Raw genomic sequence first — 17396 nt, 5'->3', positions numbered from 1 at the left:
GCATTGGCACTTACTTCCTCTCTCTGGTTTACCCTTGCATGGGCCACTACAAGGGTTTGACCGCTTCTGCACGTCGCCGGATGCTCTCGCCCCACTATAAAAAGACGATTTTTTTATTCAGTTTTATATATATGTAAAATTATGTTATTTTTTTGTAAAACGACTTGTTTCGTTCCCTAAGCCTCTTCATAATTTGTATTACATATCAATAGATAAGGAGCGATTCTATGAAGCAACCCCTCATTTTTGCGCACCGCGGCGTAAAAGGCACACATCCGGAAAATACAATGATTGCTTTTCGTGAAGCAGAACGGGTGGGAGCCCACGGTATAGAACTGGATGTTCATCTATCCAAGGACGGGGAAGTTGTCATTATTCATGATGAAACGGTAGATCGGACTACAAACGGCAGCGGGCTCGTTTGTGAGCATACGTTACAGGAGCTCAAGCAGCTGGATGCTAGTTTCGGTTCCTCTTTTGTAGGCGAAACGATTCCAACCTTGCACGAGGTGCTGGAATGGATGCAAGGCAATATGCTGCTTTTGAATATCGAATTAAAAAACGATGTCATCCGCTATATAGAATTGGAGCAAAAGGTAATTGATTTAGTGCGGGAATATCGCATGGAGAAACGCGTAGTACTCTCTTCCTTCAACCATGATTCCGTTGCTATACTCGAAGCATTAGCGCCGGATATAGAAAGGGCCATTCTCTATCATTACCCGATTGCAGAACCGACGGCAGAAGCAAAAATAAGAAAAGCGAGCGGCCTGCATCCGAATTTCGAACTGTTAACGAAGGAGTTTGTACAAAAAGCACAGGAAGAAGGCTATGTGCTGCGGCCGTATACGATTAATGAACCGGAAGATTTAACCCGCATGATTGAGTACGGCGTGGATGTTATTATTACAGACTGGCCGGAGCGGGCATTGTCATTGTTGAATAAGAAAAAACCGTTCAATTCTTTTTAGATGGGCGTAGAGCGCCTGCAGAGTATAGCAGCGGTCAAACCTTTTAAGACGCTCTCCCCTGTGTCTTTTTACTAATCACATAGGCTTGTGTTGCATACTGTGAACAGAGGGAAGGAGTGTAAAGCATTCGAGTATCGTTTTATACTTTCTTACTTTAAGGTGAACTACCACGAACCTAAAGGTATCGTGGTTTTACGCCCACAAATATAAAGAGCTTCGATAAGAGGCTCTTTTTTTGCTGCATTCGTTTAAAAAACGCCAAATCCCTCAATACTAGTAAAAAACACGAGGGGGATGAAACGAATGGAGCTCATTACGAACAATACGAAGTATATACGCGCCTTTGTAATTGTGAGCTTAGCAGTTTCTTTAATTCTAGCAGTCCTTATTTCCGTCATTTTTATTTCAGCCAAAATCGCCGGACCGCCGCCTGTTGCTGTTCCGCAAACGACTGTATTTTATGCGAGCGATGATTCCGTTATCGGTCAAAGTCATACAGGACAAAACCGGTATTGGGTTTCGCTTAATGATATTTCCCCGTCCATAAGAGAAGCCACCCTTGCGATTGAGGACCAGCACTTTTATGATCATTACGGATTTGATATGAAACGGATCGCCGGCGCAGCCGTTGCCGACTTAAAGGCAATGGCCATGGTGCAAGGAGCCAGTACCATCACGCAGCAGTATGCACGAAACCTGTACTTGGACCATGATAAAACGTGGAAGCGGAAGGTGATGGAAGCAATTTATACCATTCGTTTAGAAGTGAATTACAGCAAACAGCAGATTTTAGAAGGCTATTTAAATACTATTTATTACGGTCACGGAGCATATGGAGTCGAAGCTGCTTCAAGACTATATTTCAATAAGCACGCGAAGGATTTGACGCTGGCAGAGGCAAGCATGCTTGCGGGAATTCCAAAAGGGCCGAGCTATTATTCTCCGTATGCGCATGAAGCGCGGGCAAAGCAGCGGCAGAAGCTCATTCTCTCCCAAATGCATAAGCAAGGCTTTATTACACAGCAGCAAGAAGATACAGCATGGCAGGAAAAGCTTAGCTTCGAGCCGCTGAAGCCGCAAACAGCTTCGGCAATCGCTCCTTATTTTCAGGACGCCGTACAGCAATCCCTCCATGATTTAAAGATGGATGAACAAATCATAGAACGGGGCGGCTTGCGCATCTACACGACGCTGGATCCGAAGCTGCAGGATATTGTGGAAAAGGCTGCTTCGCAAACGATTCCGAGTTCCACAGAGCTTGAAACAGCCGTTGTGGCAATGAATCCGAAAACGGGAGAGGTAAAAGCGCTGCTCGGCGGGAAAGATTATCAAAAAAGCCAGTTTAACCGGGCGACACAAGCATATCGTCAGCCAGGCTCTACCTTCAAGCCATTTTTATATTATGCAGCTTTAGAACAAGGCTTTACGCCGGCTACCCGCTTAAAAAGCGAATATACGACCTTTAAACTTTCAGACGGCGTTTCGACCTATAAACCTACCAACTACAATAACTATTACGCTGAGGATTTCGTCACGATGGCCCAAGCTCTCGCTGTGTCCGATAATGTATATGCAGTGAAAACGCATTTGTTTTTAGGAGAAGAAACACTGGTTAAAACCGCAAAGGAATTCGGTATTACGAGCGATATGCAGCCAATTCCTTCACTTGCGCTGGGAACTGCGCCCGTTAAGCCGATTGAAATGGTGAATGCGTACGGCATGTTCGCAAACGGCGGCAAGAAAATTCAGCCTGTTTTCATCCGACGAATTCTAGACCGGGATGGGACGGTTTTATACGATGCCCATCTGAAAGGCGAACAGGTTCTCGACAAAAACAATGCTTTCGTAATGGAAGAAATGATGACCGGCATGTTCAATAAAAAGCTGAGCGGCTATGCTTCTGTAACCGGGCAAGCAATTGCTGATAAACTGACGCGGCCTTATGCAGGAAAATCAGGCTCTACGAAAACGGACAGCTGGATGATTGGTTTTACTCCTCAGCTTGTAACCGGTGTGTGGACCGGCTATGACAAGGAAAAAGAGCTGACGAATGCGGCAGAGCAGCGTTATGCGAAAGAAATATGGGCGAAAGTAATGGAAGAAGGCTTGAAAGAGGAACCTAAAGAAGATTTTGAAAAGACTTCCGATACAGTTGCAGTCGATATTAACCCGCAAAACGGAAAAATTGCCACAAAGGGCTGCCCCATTTCCATTAAAATGTACTTCGTAAAAGGAACAGAACCGACTGAATATTGCATGGAGCATCTCGATGGCAAAGAAGATTTCAACAGTATGAAAATAAAAGCGAAGGAAGATGCGAAAAACGGCTGGTGGAAAAAATATTTTCCTTGGTAACCAAGAAAAGCGGAACCGGCTCGTTCAGGCGCAGAGGTCAAGGTCCTCCGCCCTAAAAGGCGCTTTTTGCCTTTTTGTGGCGGAGGTTCTTGGCCGATACACCTTTCCCGCACTTCTTATAAAAACACGAAAGGTCCCTGCAATATTGCAGGGACCTTTCGTTGTCCTAGTTTCTCCTGTAGACAGGCTTGATTTTAGTTTACTGGAAAATTTATCTTTTCACAAGGCAGGAATGTATGTCTTCACTCTCCAAGAAGTTCTTTCTTCAACTGATCTTTAGAGTGCTCCCACATGCCGGCGTCATGCTTCTTCAAGAATTCGCCGAGTACCTTCTTGGAAGGTTCATCCATGTGATCTACCATGATGTGGCGCTTTAAAGACTTATCCATCTTATTCACGTGCTCAGGCAAGAGCTTGTAACCGCGGCGGATTTCGCGGTCTACCGTCATTTCACAAGCTGTCACGCCTGCATAATACGCTCCTTGCGGCATTCTTTCAATTGTTACCCAAACGAGCCAGTACGGTTTGCCGTTTGGCACCTCGTCTTTGTTCGGAAGGAACTTAATGCCCTTCTCTACTACACTGCGCGCATGCATAGCGCCCATATCTACAAAAGCCGTGCCTTCCGTTACATCGACAAAGACCGGAGACATATTTTCCAAGCTCAGCGCGCCTACGCCGAAGCCGCCGTGGCCGCTTGTAGAGTCATCTTTAATAATATTAAAGCCAATCGTTTTTTTCTTTGGTTGTTCTTCCATGTCAGTTCCTCCCGTCTAAATAAGTCCAAATAAAGGTGCCAGTACGCTTTCAAGCGCTCCCGCTACACGCGGCACAATCACATTGAAAATCGGCTGAATCGTATATTGGTCAAGCGGTGTAATCACAAGAATCAAAAAGATAATCGCTCCGTAGTTTTCAAACTGCGTCATTTTTGCGCGCACATTTGCCGGCATTAAATCCTCCACGATTCGATAGCCGTCAAGCGGCGGCAACGGCAGCAGGTTGAACACAAACAGCACGAGATTCAAGCTGATGAAAATCTTGAAGAAGCGGATTAGCGTTACACTAACAGACTCCGGTATAGAATTCACCACGCCGAATCGAATAAGCGCGTACCAAACAATCATGCCAATTGCGCCCAAGAATAAATTGCTTAATGGACCGGCTATAGACACGAGAATGCCCGCCAATCTCGGTTTTTTAAAGAAATACGGGTTGACCGGAACAGGGCGCGCCCAGCCGAAGCCCAGCAGGAAAATGGCAAGCGTTCCGAACAGATCCAAATGCGCAAACGGCGACAATGTCAGACGCCCTTGCTTTTGCGCAGTCGGATCTCCGAATTTATATGCCACATACGCATGGGCGAACTCATGCACAGAAAAAGCTGCCATAAGCGCTAAAGCGACTAAAGGAATATCCTGTAACGGATATACGAATAAATGCTCCATCGTTCATCTCCTCTACATATTACTTTTATCATAAGCATAGCAGAATTCCTGTTAAAATGTATTTTTTCTGAGTGTTATGAAGGAGAATTCGTTATAATAGTATTGTAATTCTACATACAAGGAGCGATAGATATGCCATACGTAACAGTAAAAATGTTAGAAGGCCGTACAGAAGAGCAAAAGAAAGCATTAGCAGAGAAAGTAACTGCTGCAGTCGTCGAAACAACAGGAGCTCCGGCAAGCGCAGTCGTTGTATTCATCGAAGAAATGTCCAAAAACCACTACGCAATAGCCGGCAAACGTTTAAGCGATGAATAGTTAAGAAAAGCGGAGCCGGCTCGTTCAGGCGGAGCTGGACATAAGAAAAGCAGCCGAGGCTGCTTTTCTTATGCCTTCCCTTCTAACAAGCTAATAATTTTCTCTTTTACTTTTCCTTTTCTTCCGTCCTCATATAAAAGATCATGCGGATAAAACAGCTTTTGATCCGTTCGTTTCTTTCCTGTAATCGCCTCAACGATATCCGATTCCCGGGACAGCTCCCGCAGCTCTCCGTTTGGCATAAGCAGCAAAATCGGCAAACGCTCTTCTTCCTCGCCGGCGCGATAAAAGTCATACGGCAAATCTGATGTGGAATCAACAACTAAGTAATATTCCGGATCAATGCCCGCTTTTTTGAACAGACTGCTTAATTCCACCCAGTTATTGAGACCATGATGTCTTTCTGTAAATTCCACATATTTGAACAAGTTGCGGTTCATGAAGCGGCGGCATAAGTCGCGAAGGATTGGGTCCTCTTCCTCCTGCCATACTTGAAAGTAGTAATACATAATGTTTTCATCAAGCTTCAAGTAATCTCCAAGCGTTACTTCTTCCTCAAACAATGAATAGAAATGCACCGGATGATATTTGAAGGTGTAACACTGCTGGTGCAGCGCTTTAGCGCGATGCAGAATTTTCGTTAAAATCACCTCTGCGCTGCGCGTCACCGGATGGAAGTAAACCTGCCAATACATTTGATAGCGGCTCATAATATAGTGCTCTACCGCATGCATGCCGCTTGCTTTAATGACAACCTGATTGCCGTGAGGGCGCATGACGCGGAGGATACGCTCCATATCAAAATTACCATAGCTTACACCTGTGAAATACGCGTCGCGAAGCAAATAATCCATGCGGTCGGCGTCAATTTGGCTGGAAATCATGCTGATGGCAAGCTTATTATCGGATGTTTTAGCAATGACGTCCGCCACCTTTTGCGGAAATTCAGCATCTACACGGCTGAGCACTTTGTTGACTTCTGTGTCTCCTAAAATGATTCGCTGCGTAAACTTTTCATGGTTCAGGTGAAATACCTTTTCAAAGGAATGAGAAAACGGACCGTGACCGACATCGTGAAGCAGAGCGGCACACAAGCATAACAGACGGTCCTCTGCATTCCACTGAGGTCTTCCGTCGAATATATCGTCAATCATGCGGCGCACGATTTCATATACACCAAGGGAGTGGTTGAAACGGCTGTGCTCCGCGCCGTGGAAGGTAAAAAATGTCGTGCCGAGCTGACGGATGCGGCGCAAGCGTTGAAATTCCATCGTTCCGATTAAATCCCAAATGATTTTATCGCGAACTTGGACATACTTATGTACAGGGTCCTTGAATACCTTTTTTTCATCGAGTTTGCCATTTGAATATAACAAACCAATAACCCCCTTTCAGCTGTAAGTTGTATCTTTATTATATATAAATCGTAATCATATGGAAATTCTGGACTTTTTATATGCGTATTTATTTTTATCCATTTTTACGTAAGAAAAACTCAGCACGAGAGAAACCAGTACTGAATTCTTTTTAGGTGGGCGTAGTGCGCCTGCAGAATATAGCAGCTCCCCTGTGTCTTTTTACTAAGCATGCATGTTTGTTCCTTTGTATGTCGTAGTCAATTGTGGGTTTTAAGAAGGAAAGTATTGGGAAGCATTGCCGCGAAATTTCATAATTTCTCATCATTTAAAAACAAAAAGCACCTCTTTGTGCAAGAAGTGCCCCTCTTTTATTTGCTTAACTTGTCCTCGATCTTTTTAATCAATTCATCCTCGTTCGGCGCAGCAACCGGACGATTATTTACAAATGCAAAGGACTTTTTACGGCCGGGACCGCAATACGATTGGCAGCCAATTTTAATATCAGCGTTTGCATCTATCTTGTTTAAACGCGGCAGCAATGTTTTCAAGTTCGTCGCCTGACAGTCATCGCACACACGAAATTCATTTGCCATATTGTACATCCCTTCTATATCCTAAACTTTTCTCAAGTATAGTATTCACCATTATAAAAACAACTAAAAGGTATTTTACCTCTCTTTTGTAACTCATGCAAGTTCCCCATCTCAATCTACCATTTTTTTGAAAGGTTTGTATAAAAAATCAATCTTTTGTCCATTCTAAAAATAGTAAATATACATTTCAAGGATAAGGAGATGAATCTATGAAAGTGAGACAAGATGCTTGGACAGAAGAAGATGATTTATTGCTTGCGGAAACCGTGCTGCGCCACGTCCGCGAAGGAAGCACGCAATTGAATGCGTTCGAAGAGGTCGGTGACAAGCTGAACCGCACGTCTGCGGCATGCGGCTTCCGCTGGAATGCAGTGGTACGTTATAACTACGATAAAGCATTGCAGCTTGCGAAGAAGCATCGCAAAGAAAAAATGAGAGCTTCTGGCGGAGATCAAGCGAAGAAAAAGTTATTGTATAACCCGCCAATTCCAGCTTTTACGGCGCCAACCAATTTGACAGATGAAGAAGCGGAAGATTTTGATTTTGGTGAAGAGTTTGTATCCGTAGCGGTACCGACATACAGCTCAGGTCCTATTGCCATGTCAGATGTCATCTCATTCTTACAGTCACTCGGAAGCTCCGATGTGAAAGCGTCGGCACTCGAAAGAGAGAATGAGAGACTGAAGCGGGAAATTGCAGAATACGCCCGCCAAAATGAAGAGCTGGTGCATAAAATCAACCAAATGGAACAGCAGTCCACTACGATTCAGGAAGATTACGAAACAATCATGAAGATTATGAACCGGGCGCGAAAACTCGCTCTTATGGAGGACGAGGAGCGCACGGCTACAAGCTTCCGTATGGATCGCAACGGAAATTTGGAGAAAATTGCAGAATAGTAGGTGAGGGAAGATAGCTATATTGCTATCTCCCTTTTTTGTTATAATGGAGAGAGATTTGATAATAAGGAGTCCATATCATGAGCAATTCCCAAATTCTTTATCAGCCCGAGTGGCGCATCATTGATCAATCGAGCCTCGGTCCGCAATTTCATGCGCTGCAGTCGTTTGCGATGGATGATACGTTATGCACGACTGTCGGAAACGGCACATCTCCTGCGACAATGCGTTCTTGGGTTCATCACGATACGATTGTACTCGGCATTCAGGATACGAAGCTTCCCTATTTGCAGGAGGGCATTCAATTTTTAAAAGAGCAAGGCCGCAACGTCATCGTCCGCAACTCCGGCGGACTGGCTGTTGTATTGGATGAAGGCGTTTTGAACGTTTCGCTTATCTTGCGTGAAACTGAAAAAGGCATCGATATTAATCTCGGCTATGATGCCATGTGGGATTTAATTCAAGACATCCTAAAAGATTATAACGTTACAATTGAAGCGAAGGAAATCGTCGGCTCCTATTGCCCGGGCAGCTATGATTTAAGCATCGGCAATAAAAAGTTTGCCGGCATTTCCCAGCGGCGCATTCGCGGCGGCATTGCCGTGCAAATTTATTTATGCGCTACAGGCAGCGGTTCTGAACGAGCAGCGTTAATCCGTGATTTCTACAGTATTTCTTTAAAAGGGGAACAAACGAAATTCGTCTTTCCAAGCATCGTGCCCGAAACGATGGCGTCTCTGTCTGAATTGCTGGGCGAAACCATTACTGTTTCAGACCTGATGCTTCGTCTCCTCCAAGCCTTGCAGCGTATGACAGACAAACTTACGCCTTCTCAGCTCATGCCGGATGAAGTGCCGATTTACGAGCATAATTTGCATCGTGTTGTGGAGCGTAATAATAAAGTGCTTCTATAATAAAAAGCCCCGTTTTCACGGGGCTTTTTATTATATAGCTTGCGCTGCAGTAATCAATGCAAGCTTGTATACATCTTCTTCATTACAGCCGCGGGATAAGTCGTTTACCGGCATGTTCAATCCTTGCAAGATCGGTCCGATTGCCTCGAATTTTCCTAAGCGTTGTGCGATTTTGTAGCCGATGTTTCCTGCTTCTAGACTTGGGAATACGAATACGTTCGCATCTCCTTTAATCACGGAACCAGGTGCTTTCTTTTCCGCTACGGACGGTACAAATGCTGCATCAAATTGGAATTCGCCATCCAATGTTAATTCAGGTGCCATTTCCTTTGCGATGCGTGTTGCTTCTACAACCTTTTCTGTCTCTGGAGATTTCGCAGAGCCTTTTGTAGAGAAGCTTAACATTGCCACGCGAGGATCGATGCCGAATAACTCTGCTGTTTTCGCGCTTTCAATTGCGATTTCTGCTAAATCTTGTGCTGCAGGAGAAATGTTGATAGCGCAATCCGCAAACACATACTTTTCATCTTCGCGAACCATGATGAATACACCAGATGTTTTCGTTACGCCTGGTTTTGTTTTAATGATTTGCAATGCCGGACGTACTGTGTCAGCCGTAGAATGCGCTGCACCGCTCACAAGTCCTTGCGCTTTACCCATATAAACAAGCATTGTGCCAAAATAGTTTTCATCTTGAAGAATTTTGCGTGCATCTTCTTCAGATACTTTTCCTTTACGGCGTTCTACGAAAGAAGCTACCATTTCATCCATTGCTTCGTATGCTGCAGGATCATAGATATCGATTCCAGACAAAGTTAAATTCATGCTGGATGCTTTCGCTTGAATCTCTTCCTTGCTGCCGATTAAGATTGGCTTCACAAGCTCATCCTTCGCCAAACGCTCTGCAGCGCCCAGAATTCTCTCATCCGTTCCTTCCGGGAATACAATTGTCGTTCCTTTACCGTGCAATTTGTCTTTTACTGTTGTGAATAAATCACTCATTCGTAAAACCTCCTCGAAATATGCTCCACCCATAAGGATAAAGCTTTTTAACTATAATTTAAACTTTTCGATCCTAAAAAATCGGAAATCGAAAAATGATTATATATTAAAAATTTTCTGATATACATATGTGACAACTTCGTGTCCTTGAAACGGGGCATTCTGTTTTTCGTTTCGTTTGTGCTATAGTAATGATGTATACCATGAAAATATAGAGGTGACGATATGAGTGAAGCAGCAAAAACGTTAGACGGTTGGTATTGTTTACATGATTTTCGTACGATGGATTGGACAGCTTGGAAGCAATTATCAAGCGACGAGCGCCAAAAAGCAATTGTAGAATTTTTAAATATAGTAGAAAAGTGGAATAAAACAGAGAGTGCGAATGCCGGCAGTCATGCAATTTATTCCGTTGTTGGGCAAAAAGCGGACCTTATGCTTATGATTTTGCGTCCAACAATGGAAGAGCTGAACGAAATTGAAACCGAATTCAACAAGACAACACTTGCAGAATATATGATCCCTGCATACTCTTACGTATCTGTAGTCGAGCTGAGCAACTATTTGCCTGCTGATGAGGACCCATACCAAAATCCGCAAATCATCGCTCGCTTAAAGCCGGCTCTGCCAAAGGCGAACCACGTGTGCTTCTATCCGATGGACAAGCGCCGTCAAGGTGAAGACAACTGGTACATGCTTCCAATGGAAGACCGCAAGAAACTAATGTACAGTCACGGCAAAATCGGCCGTCAATATACGGGTAAGGTTCGTCAAATCATCACAGGCTCCGTAGGCTTCGATGATTATGAGTGGGGCGTAACCCTTTTCGCAGACGATGTGCTTCAATTTAAAAAGCTTATATACGAAATGCGTTTTGATGAAGTAAGCGCACGTTACGGCGAATTCGGCTCCTTCTTCGTCGGAAATATTCTTCCGGAAGAGAAAGTGGCAAAATTCCTTTATGTGTAAAGAAAAGCTTCCTGCCTTGCAGGAAGCTTTTCTTGTCTAGCTCCATCGGCTAGGTTCTGCGCCTGAACAAGCCGATTCCGCTTTTCTTGTCATAACTCCTGTCTCTTCTTCATACGTATGAATTAGTAGTTCTTCTACAAGCAATCCTGTTTTTCCATCATAAAATAAGACAACTCAGAACTGCCTTTGGTGTATGCACACCAAGAAGCGAGATGAGGTTATGGGAGTCGTCTCTTATAACAAAGAAGATGTAAAACTTCTCGCCCGGCTCATTAGAGCGGAAGCTGAAGGCGAAGGACAGCTCGGTATGCTGATGGTAGGCAATGTCAGTGTCAACAGGGTGCTCGGCAATTGCTTGGACTTCAAAAAGATTCACAGTTTGCACCAAATGGTATTTCAAAATCCGGGGGTTTGAAGCGACGGGCTGCTTCTATCAGCGTGCCAGAGACAGCGATATTACACTTGCGCGGCGCGTCATCAACAGAGAACGATTTTGGCCGGCGACGTACGGCCTGTAGTTCTTCAGGCCTGCAGGCGCATGTCCCGACAGCTGGTATGATCAGCAAAATTCAGAATGATATAAAAAGCACTGCTTCTTCCAACCAACCGGAGCGGATTGTCCGAAAGTATACTCGATTTAACCGAGGAGGGGTATTATGGCCAACCAAAATCCATATTACGGAGCAGACGGCGGTTTCTATCAGCCGCCGGGCCGGCAGTTTCCGCAAGCCTATCCGCAGCAGGCGCAAATGACGCCTCAACAAGCCACACAAGCAGCACAAGCACAATATGCAATCTCCCAAGGTATGCTGCCGCTTGAGCAATCGTACATCGAGAATATTCTTCGCTTGAATAAAGGAAAACAGGCAACGTTGTATATGACGTATGAAAGAGGAAGCTCTCTCGGCACACAGGCCTACAAAGGCGTCATTGAAGCGGCTGGACGCGACCACGTCATTTTAAGCGACCCGGCTACAGGCAAACGTTATCTTCTGTTAATGATTTACTTGGATTATGTAGAATTTCCAGAAGAAATTATCTACTTCCCTCAAACACAACCGGCGACATACGCGCCGAGATAACAAGAAAGCTGGCAGACTGCAGTCTGCCAGCTTTCTTGTTGTTTCTGACCTTTACAGCCCCTTCACTGCCGCAATAGCAAGCAGTACCCATGCTGTAAGAAATGCTACCCCGCCAATCGGTGTGATGGCACCGAGTATTTTGACGCCCGTCAAAGCCATTACATATAAGCTGCCGGAAAAAATCACGATACCTGCAAGCATGAGCCAGCCCGCCGTGGATACAAGAGAAGTGTTTTGCAGCTTATCCATCAAAAACGCTGCAACAAACAAACCAGCTACATGAAACATCTGGTATGTAACACCTGTTTTCCAGTTCTGCAGCATTCTCTCAGAAATTTTCCCTTCCAGTCCGTGCGCGCCGAATGCACCGAGCGCGACAGCTAAGAATGCCATAATACAGCCTAACAAGAAGAAGATTTTCATATTTGTTCACCTATTTTCTTTTTTACTTTTATCATAAAGAAAATTCGAACAAGAATCCAATGTTTTAGAAATCCAGTAAAGAACCGCCGTTCGCGTCATCCTCCTGCAGATAGACGGGATTGGATGAAAGCACAGTGGCTTGAGGCGCCGTGAATTTCGGCTCGGACAACGGCATGGAACGCACACCTGCTTCTGTCCCTTCATCCAGCACTAAATCGCATAGTGCGCGAATCACGTTCAAATGCTCCCTTACCTTTTGCGGGTTTTGTTTTTGCTGCTCTGTTAAAGATAATTCCTTCGCTAATTTGTTTAAAATTGCATCCATTGATACTTGCATTATATTCACCTCATATTTTGACATGCCTTTTCTAATAGTTTGAGCTTTTCTGCCGGTCCAAACACTATTATCATATCATGTTCTTGCAACATTTCCTCCCCAGTCGGATTATGAATTACTGTACTCGTGCGTAAAATGGCAAGAACTGTTATATCGAAGCGGCTTCGGAAATTATTTTCCTGCAATGTTTTGCAAGCGCTAACAGAACAGGTATATACTAGAAAAGGATTGTTTATATAAATGCAACTAAAAAAATCGACATAAAAACTTTTCTTTTAAGGGGGAGAGAGCATCCGACTAAGCATAGAAGCGGTCAAACCCTTTTCGTGGCCCATGCAGGGGTAAACCATAGAGAGGGAGTGAGCGCAGTTTCCCTTTTGTTCTACGTGGCAAACGATAGATATGTCGGAATAGCAAAGTGGACTTATATAGAAAGAGAGTGATACTATGAAATTTATCCTTTCCGCCCTGCAGTGGGCTTTCTTTATTCTGGCAGGAAGTCTGGTTGTCCCAATCAGTGTAGCATCCAGCTACGGTTTGGAAGGGGCTGATGCGTTGGAGTTTGTGCAGCGCACCTTTTTCGTCCTTGGCTTAGCGGGAATTCTTCAAGCATGGCTCGGGCATAAGCTTCCGATTCAAGAAGGGCCTGCAGGGCTTTGGTGGGGCGTGATGTCCTTGTATGCCGGGCTTGGCATTGTACTGTTCGGCTCGCATATGGAAACGCTGCGCGTGATGCAGTATGCATTTTTGCTAAGCGGTATAATTTCTATTTTACTGAGTGTATGTGGACTAATTAACAAGCTCACCCAATATTTTACACCTACGGTTATAGGTACATACTTGTTTCTCCTTGTGGCACAGCTGAGCGGTTCTTTTCTAAAAGGCATGGCGGGACTCGGAGGCGGACAAAAGACGATTCAGGGCTCCATTCTTTTGCTGTCCATCTGTATTATTGTTGCTTCGCTGCTTTTCATGAAGGTTCCTCGTATCGGTCAATATTCTGTTTTGTTCAGCATGCTGGCGGGGTGGGGGCTGTTTGCCTTGTTTGGCTTTTCCAAGCCGACTCCGTTCGTACATAACGTGATACAGCTGCCGCACATTTTCGTGTTCGGCCTGCCGCGCATCGAAGCTAACATGGTGATTACCGTTTTGTTCGTTACGCTTCTTCTTCTTACCAATATGTTAGCAAGCATTCGGGTCGTGCAACAAGTATTGACCCAGCAAAATGTGCCATTTGAACAAAATCGCTTCAAGCAAGCCGGCATCGTTTCCGGCATCAGTCAATTGCTCGGCGGGCTATTTTCTACGATCGGACCTGTCGCCATTTCCGGCTCAGCCGGGTTTATCGCGTCTTCCAAAATCAATAGACGGCTTCCGTTCTTGCTTGGGTCAGCGCTGATTGTGTTGATGAGCATTTTCCCAAGTGTCACAGCATTCTTTGCGGCCATTCCGGCAGCTGTCGGCTATGCAGCTTTATTCCCGGTATTTTCGGGCATGCTCGGGTTGGCATTCAAAGAATTCGAAACCGTCGAAAATAAAGAGCCGCTGTTCCGCATCGCAGGCTTTTCTCTTTTCACGGGCATCGGCATCATGTTCATACCTGCCCAAGCCTACACGTCCCTGCCGCCGTTTCTCGCTTCCTTTTTAAGCAACGGTCTCGTGCTCGGCACCGTCCTTGCAATCGTGCTGGATGCAGTCCTTTCCCGCAAAAAACAGAAGCACATATGAGATGGAAAACTTCTTTCGTTGCGCTCTTTTTTCATTGTTGTTAGGATTGTACTATGAAACCCATTCCAGAAAGGGCGTATAACAATGGAATACAAAATGATAGTACTAGATTTAGATGATACATTGCTTCGTGACGATCACACGATTTCTCCGTGCACAAAGGCAGCTTTAATGGCAGCGCAGGAGGCAGGCGTCAAGGTTGTTCTTGCATCAGGACGCCCGACTTATGCAATGCACCACATTGCCGAGGAACTTCGCTTGGAGGAATACGGAAGCTTCATTCTTTCCTTTAACGGTGCCAAAATCATCAATTGCAAAACGAACGAAGAATTATTCAGCAGCACGCTGTCTCCGGAAACAGTGAGCCGCTTGTATGATATCAGCCGTCAGGAAGATGTGTGGATGCATACGTACGTAGGTGATTTGATCATAACAGAAGCCAATAACCAATATACCGAAATTGAAGGCGATATTACAGGCATGCAAATTACAGAGGTTTATAGTTTACTAGAAGCTGTGACAGAACCTGTTGTAAAAGTACTGATGATGGAAGATCCTGAGCGTCTCGTGGTTGTAGAGAAAAAATTGCAGGAAGAGCTTAAAGGTGAACTTAGCGTCATGCGCTCTAAACCGTTCTTCTTAGAGTTCACAGAAGCAGGCGTAACCAAGGGAACAAGCTTGAACCACTTGATAGGAAAGCTTGGCATTACGCGCGAGGAAGTAATCGCAATGGGTGACAGCTACAATGACTTGGCTATGATTGAATTTGCAGGGCTTGGCGTTGCAATGGGCAATGCACCTGATGACATTAAGGAAAAAGCGAATTACGTAACAGATACAAATATGAATGACGGCGTTGCGAAGGTCGTGGAGGAATTTGTGCTCAAGCAAACTGTACATGCTTAATTATATACAAGTGAATAAAAAAACCGCCTTTTTATAGGGGGAGAGATTAAAAGACGTGCAGAAGCGGTCAAACCTTTGTAGTGGTTCATGCAAGGGTAAACCAGAGAGAAGAAGCATACCATACTCCCTTTTGGTTGCACATCGCACCTGAAAATGTCGAAATTATAATTTACTCATATAGAGGTTCTGCCGCATTGCCATCAAGGCAAGACAAAATCATATCTCCAAAACGGAAAAAACGCCATTCTTTCGTATGATTCTACAAAAGAATGGCGTTTTTTTATTTTTGGGGAAGTTCATTTCGTTAGCTTGATTAGGACGGCTTTACTGTTTACATAATCAGTGTTATCGGAAGTTAGATTAATTTCTTTTGTTCTTATAATAGAATTAATGGTAATAATCCTATTGAAAACACAATAATCCCGCCTAAGATTACCTAAATACTGAATCCTAATTCCCAAAAGGGAATGTCAAAAATGACATTTATAACCTTCCAAAACTTATCAAAAAATCTTTGTTCTTCTTTCTTATCATTTTCTTCCTCTTCAGCTTCCAAATCCCATTTAAACTGAAATAATCCGAAAATAAATAAGCAGATACCTAACAACATTATTAAAATATTTTTAATCATTTGTAATCCCCTTGCATGAAAAATGCAGCTATTGTTGACGTAGTTTGGGCTATCGGTAGTAAAGTTACAACGTATTCCCTTATTTCCCATTCTATCTTCTATTTGTGTAGAGATACTTAACATAATTCGCGTTATCGGAAGTTAAAAATTAACCACTATATCTAAAGTATTGGGATAGCATTTGAATTGACTGTTCTAAATCTTTCCCCCTACATGTGTTTACTAATCGGTTGACTGTTGTAGTTACTGTGTGAGTATTAAAATCATTCATAATCAAATATCCACGTCCAATTTCTATTTGGGTATGTTCAAGAATTCTGTTTAGTCTTTTTGGACTTACTACATCAAAATTAAATAGATCTGATGGGTATTTACTATCACTTGGGCCAATATCAAGTTCATAAGAAATGTAGAAATCGTCTATGTCTTCTCCCCAATTTTCATAACCCTTTGTTAATGCTTTAATTTCAATCATGATATACCTCTCTTTAATTGAGCTTTTTCCTGAGTTAACATAAGTCGCGTTATCAGAAGTTGATTTATTGTCTGTTTAAAATTATTAATGAATCCCATAACCAGAAAAATCCCCCCGCAGAAACTATATAAATATTAGATATAATATCGTTGAAAACTAAACCATCATAATGAAAATCGCTCATACTTATAAGCTGAAAAGTAATTAGAGCACCTATTATATATATCAATAAGGGAAATAGGGAAAATGGTTTAGCTAGTTTTGTTTTAAAAAGAAGTAACTGAATCGGGATAGCAAAGATAGTAAAAGCAAATGAGTAAGCTAGAGTATATATAGGTAAGAGGTTAAGATTAGCTTCTGATAACGGTCCAGGTGATTCAGCTATGATATTGACAAAAGACATACACAGACCTGATAAGAGAATGACTTTCAATCTTTGCAAGAACACTTAATTTCCCTCATTTCTCCATTTATTAATTCCATTTTAAACCATTAGGAATTACAAATGGGGAAACATTTAAAACTGTATATCCTATTCATGTCAAGTTTACATAACATCTCATTATCGGTAGTTCATGTATCTATAAACTTACAAAAAACCCCTTCAGATCACGCTTACTGAAGGGATTTCGTGTTTACATAATTAGTGTTATCGGAAGTTAATCCTAATTTTTTCTGTGTTTTACATTCAATCTCTTGGTACATATTGTATTTTATTTCAGGAAACAGTAACTAAGATAAAATATTGTACTTTGGAGGTTGAAGTATGCGAAAAATAACATTTGTTCTTTTTTGTATGGTATGTTTTGTATTTGGTAGTAATATAACAGCAAAAGCATCCTCATTTGGTCCTTTACCTATATTAAAATCCTCTGAACGTTGGCAATTAAAAATTGGGAAAATGGACAATGATCCACGTCTTTCAAAACCAAAACCGGGTGTAGTTAATATGTATAGTCTAGATGTGAAGAACTTAGGAAAGGCTGT

General features: G+C 43.3%; 19 protein-coding genes and 3 pseudogenes. 11 read left to right on the top strand and 11 right to left on the bottom strand.

Features of this window, described 5'->3' with window-relative positions:
* Window positions 1-227 precede the first annotated feature (227 nt).
* Together H540_RS0117950 and H540_RS0117945 are read left to right on the top strand one after the other, a co-directional pair.
* The gene (locus tag H540_RS0117950) at window positions 228-971 is read left to right on the top strand and encodes a glycerophosphodiester phosphodiesterase (protein ID WP_028401827.1); all 744 of its coding nucleotides are present in this window, start codon (window positions 228-230) and stop codon (window positions 969-971) included.
* 303 nt (window positions 972-1274) lie between these two features.
* Window positions 1275-3326 (top strand): PBP1A family penicillin-binding protein, encoded by a 2052-nt coding sequence (locus H540_RS0117945; RefSeq protein ID WP_028401826.1) that lies wholly within the window; start codon window positions 1275-1277, stop codon window positions 3324-3326.
* 242 nt (window positions 3327-3568) lie between these two features.
* Here H540_RS0117945 and H540_RS0117940 read toward each other — a convergent pair whose 3' ends face one another.
* Both H540_RS0117940 and H540_RS0117935 read right to left on the bottom strand, forming a co-directional pair.
* Window positions 3569-4084, bottom strand: coding sequence for a YwhD family protein (locus H540_RS0117940; protein WP_028401825.1), 516 nt, complete (start codon window positions 4082-4084; stop codon window positions 3569-3571).
* Window positions 4085-4099: 15 nt separating this feature from the next.
* A complete protein-coding gene (locus H540_RS0117935; RefSeq protein ID WP_028401824.1) occupies window positions 4100-4774 on the bottom strand; it encodes a site-2 protease family protein in 675 nt (224 codons plus the stop codon).
* Between the two features lie 132 nt (window positions 4775-4906).
* Here H540_RS0117935 and H540_RS0117930 point away from each other — a divergent pair, with 132 nt between their 5' ends.
* Window positions 4907-5092, top strand: coding sequence for a 2-hydroxymuconate tautomerase (locus tag H540_RS0117930; RefSeq protein WP_028401823.1), 186 nt, complete (start codon window positions 4907-4909; stop codon window positions 5090-5092).
* A gap of 68 nt (window positions 5093-5160) precedes the next feature.
* Here H540_RS0117930 and H540_RS0117925 read toward each other — a convergent pair whose 3' ends face one another.
* Complete coding sequence (locus H540_RS0117925; protein WP_028401822.1) at window positions 5161-6468, bottom strand: HD domain-containing protein; 1308 nt, start codon at window positions 6466-6468, stop codon at window positions 5161-5163.
* Between the two features lie 350 nt (window positions 6469-6818).
* Window positions 6819-7043, bottom strand: coding sequence for a YuzB family protein (locus H540_RS0117920; RefSeq protein WP_028401821.1), 225 nt, complete (start codon window positions 7041-7043; stop codon window positions 6819-6821).
* A 209-nt stretch (window positions 7044-7252) separates the two neighbouring features.
* Here H540_RS0117920 and H540_RS0117915 point away from each other — a divergent pair, with 209 nt between their 5' ends.
* Complete coding sequence (locus tag H540_RS0117915; RefSeq protein ID WP_028401820.1) at window positions 7253-7942, top strand: RsfA family transcriptional regulator; 690 nt, start codon at window positions 7253-7255, stop codon at window positions 7940-7942.
* Between the two features lie 80 nt (window positions 7943-8022).
* Window positions 8023-8856, top strand: a complete 834-nt coding sequence (gene lipL / locus H540_RS0117910; protein ID WP_028401819.1) for an octanoyl-[GcvH]:protein N-octanoyltransferase — start codon at window positions 8023-8025, stop codon at window positions 8854-8856.
* A 30-nt stretch (window positions 8857-8886) separates the two neighbouring features.
* Here the strand turns inward: lipL and pta are convergent, their stop codons facing one another.
* Entirely contained in the window at window positions 8887-9858 is a 972-nt protein-coding gene (gene pta, locus H540_RS0117905) for a phosphate acetyltransferase (RefSeq protein ID WP_028401818.1), read from the bottom strand.
* Between the two features lie 225 nt (window positions 9859-10083).
* Between pta and hemQ the strand changes: the two genes are divergently transcribed.
* The 3 genes and pseudogenes from hemQ to gerQ all read left to right on the top strand — a co-directional run bounded on the left by hemQ (window position 10084) and on the right by gerQ (window position 11909).
* Complete coding sequence (hemQ, locus tag H540_RS0117900) at window positions 10084-10827, top strand: hydrogen peroxide-dependent heme synthase (RefSeq protein WP_028401817.1); 744 nt, start codon at window positions 10084-10086, stop codon at window positions 10825-10827.
* 220 nt (window positions 10828-11047) lie between these two features.
* Window positions 11048-11405: pseudogene (locus H540_RS30115) on the top strand (cell wall hydrolase).
* 75 nt (window positions 11406-11480) lie between these two features.
* Entirely contained in the window at window positions 11481-11909 is a 429-nt protein-coding gene (gerQ, locus tag H540_RS0117890; protein WP_028401816.1) for a spore coat protein GerQ, read from the top strand.
* A gap of 51 nt (window positions 11910-11960) precedes the next feature.
* Here gerQ and H540_RS0117885 read toward each other — a convergent pair whose 3' ends face one another.
* The 3 genes and pseudogenes from H540_RS0117885 to H540_RS32300 form a co-directional block, all read right to left on the bottom strand.
* Entirely contained in the window at window positions 11961-12332 is a 372-nt protein-coding gene (locus tag H540_RS0117885; RefSeq protein ID WP_028401815.1) for a DUF423 domain-containing protein, read from the bottom strand.
* A 64-nt stretch (window positions 12333-12396) separates the two neighbouring features.
* Window positions 12397-12669 (bottom strand): YwdI family protein, encoded by a 273-nt coding sequence (locus H540_RS0117880; protein WP_028401814.1) that lies wholly within the window; start codon window positions 12667-12669, stop codon window positions 12397-12399.
* Window positions 12670-12674: 5 nt separating this feature from the next.
* A pseudogene (locus H540_RS32300) lies at window positions 12675-12875 on the bottom strand (cation:proton antiporter regulatory subunit); the annotation flags it as partial.
* Window positions 12876-13116: 241 nt separating this feature from the next.
* Here H540_RS32300 and H540_RS0117870 point away from each other — a divergent pair.
* Window positions 13117-14397 carry a purine/pyrimidine permease gene (locus tag H540_RS0117870; RefSeq protein ID WP_028401813.1) on the top strand — a complete coding sequence of 427 codons (1281 nt, stop codon included), beginning with the start codon at window positions 13117-13119 and terminating at the stop codon, window positions 14395-14397.
* A gap of 84 nt (window positions 14398-14481) precedes the next feature.
* Window positions 14482-15303, top strand: coding sequence for a Cof-type HAD-IIB family hydrolase (locus H540_RS0117865; protein ID WP_028401812.1), 822 nt, complete (start codon window positions 14482-14484; stop codon window positions 15301-15303).
* Between the two features lie 436 nt (window positions 15304-15739).
* Here the strand turns inward: H540_RS0117865 and H540_RS0117860 are convergent, their stop codons facing one another.
* The 3 genes from H540_RS0117860 to H540_RS0117850 form a co-directional block, all read right to left on the bottom strand.
* Complete coding sequence (locus H540_RS0117860) at window positions 15740-15934, bottom strand: hypothetical protein (RefSeq protein ID WP_028401811.1); 195 nt, start codon at window positions 15932-15934, stop codon at window positions 15740-15742.
* A gap of 148 nt (window positions 15935-16082) precedes the next feature.
* Entirely contained in the window at window positions 16083-16409 is a 327-nt protein-coding gene (locus H540_RS0117855; protein ID WP_028401810.1) for an Imm8 family immunity protein, read from the bottom strand.
* Between the two features lie 64 nt (window positions 16410-16473).
* A complete protein-coding gene (locus tag H540_RS0117850) occupies window positions 16474-16812 on the bottom strand; it encodes a UPF0715 family protein (RefSeq protein ID WP_245592279.1) in 339 nt (112 codons plus the stop codon).
* 363 nt (window positions 16813-17175) lie between these two features.
* On the opposite strand from H540_RS0117850, the pseudogene H540_RS0117845 reads away from it, so the two are divergent.
* Window positions 17176-17396: pseudogene (locus H540_RS0117845) on the top strand (hypothetical protein); the annotation flags it as partial.

The organism is Ectobacillus panaciterrae DSM 19096 (assembly GCF_000430785.1).
GTDB classification, from domain to species: Bacteria; Bacillota; Bacilli; order Bacillales; family Bacillaceae_G; genus Ectobacillus; species Ectobacillus panaciterrae.
The sequence above is the reverse complement of the archived record's forward strand: the minus strand, read 5'-3'. Positions and strand labels throughout refer to the sequence as shown.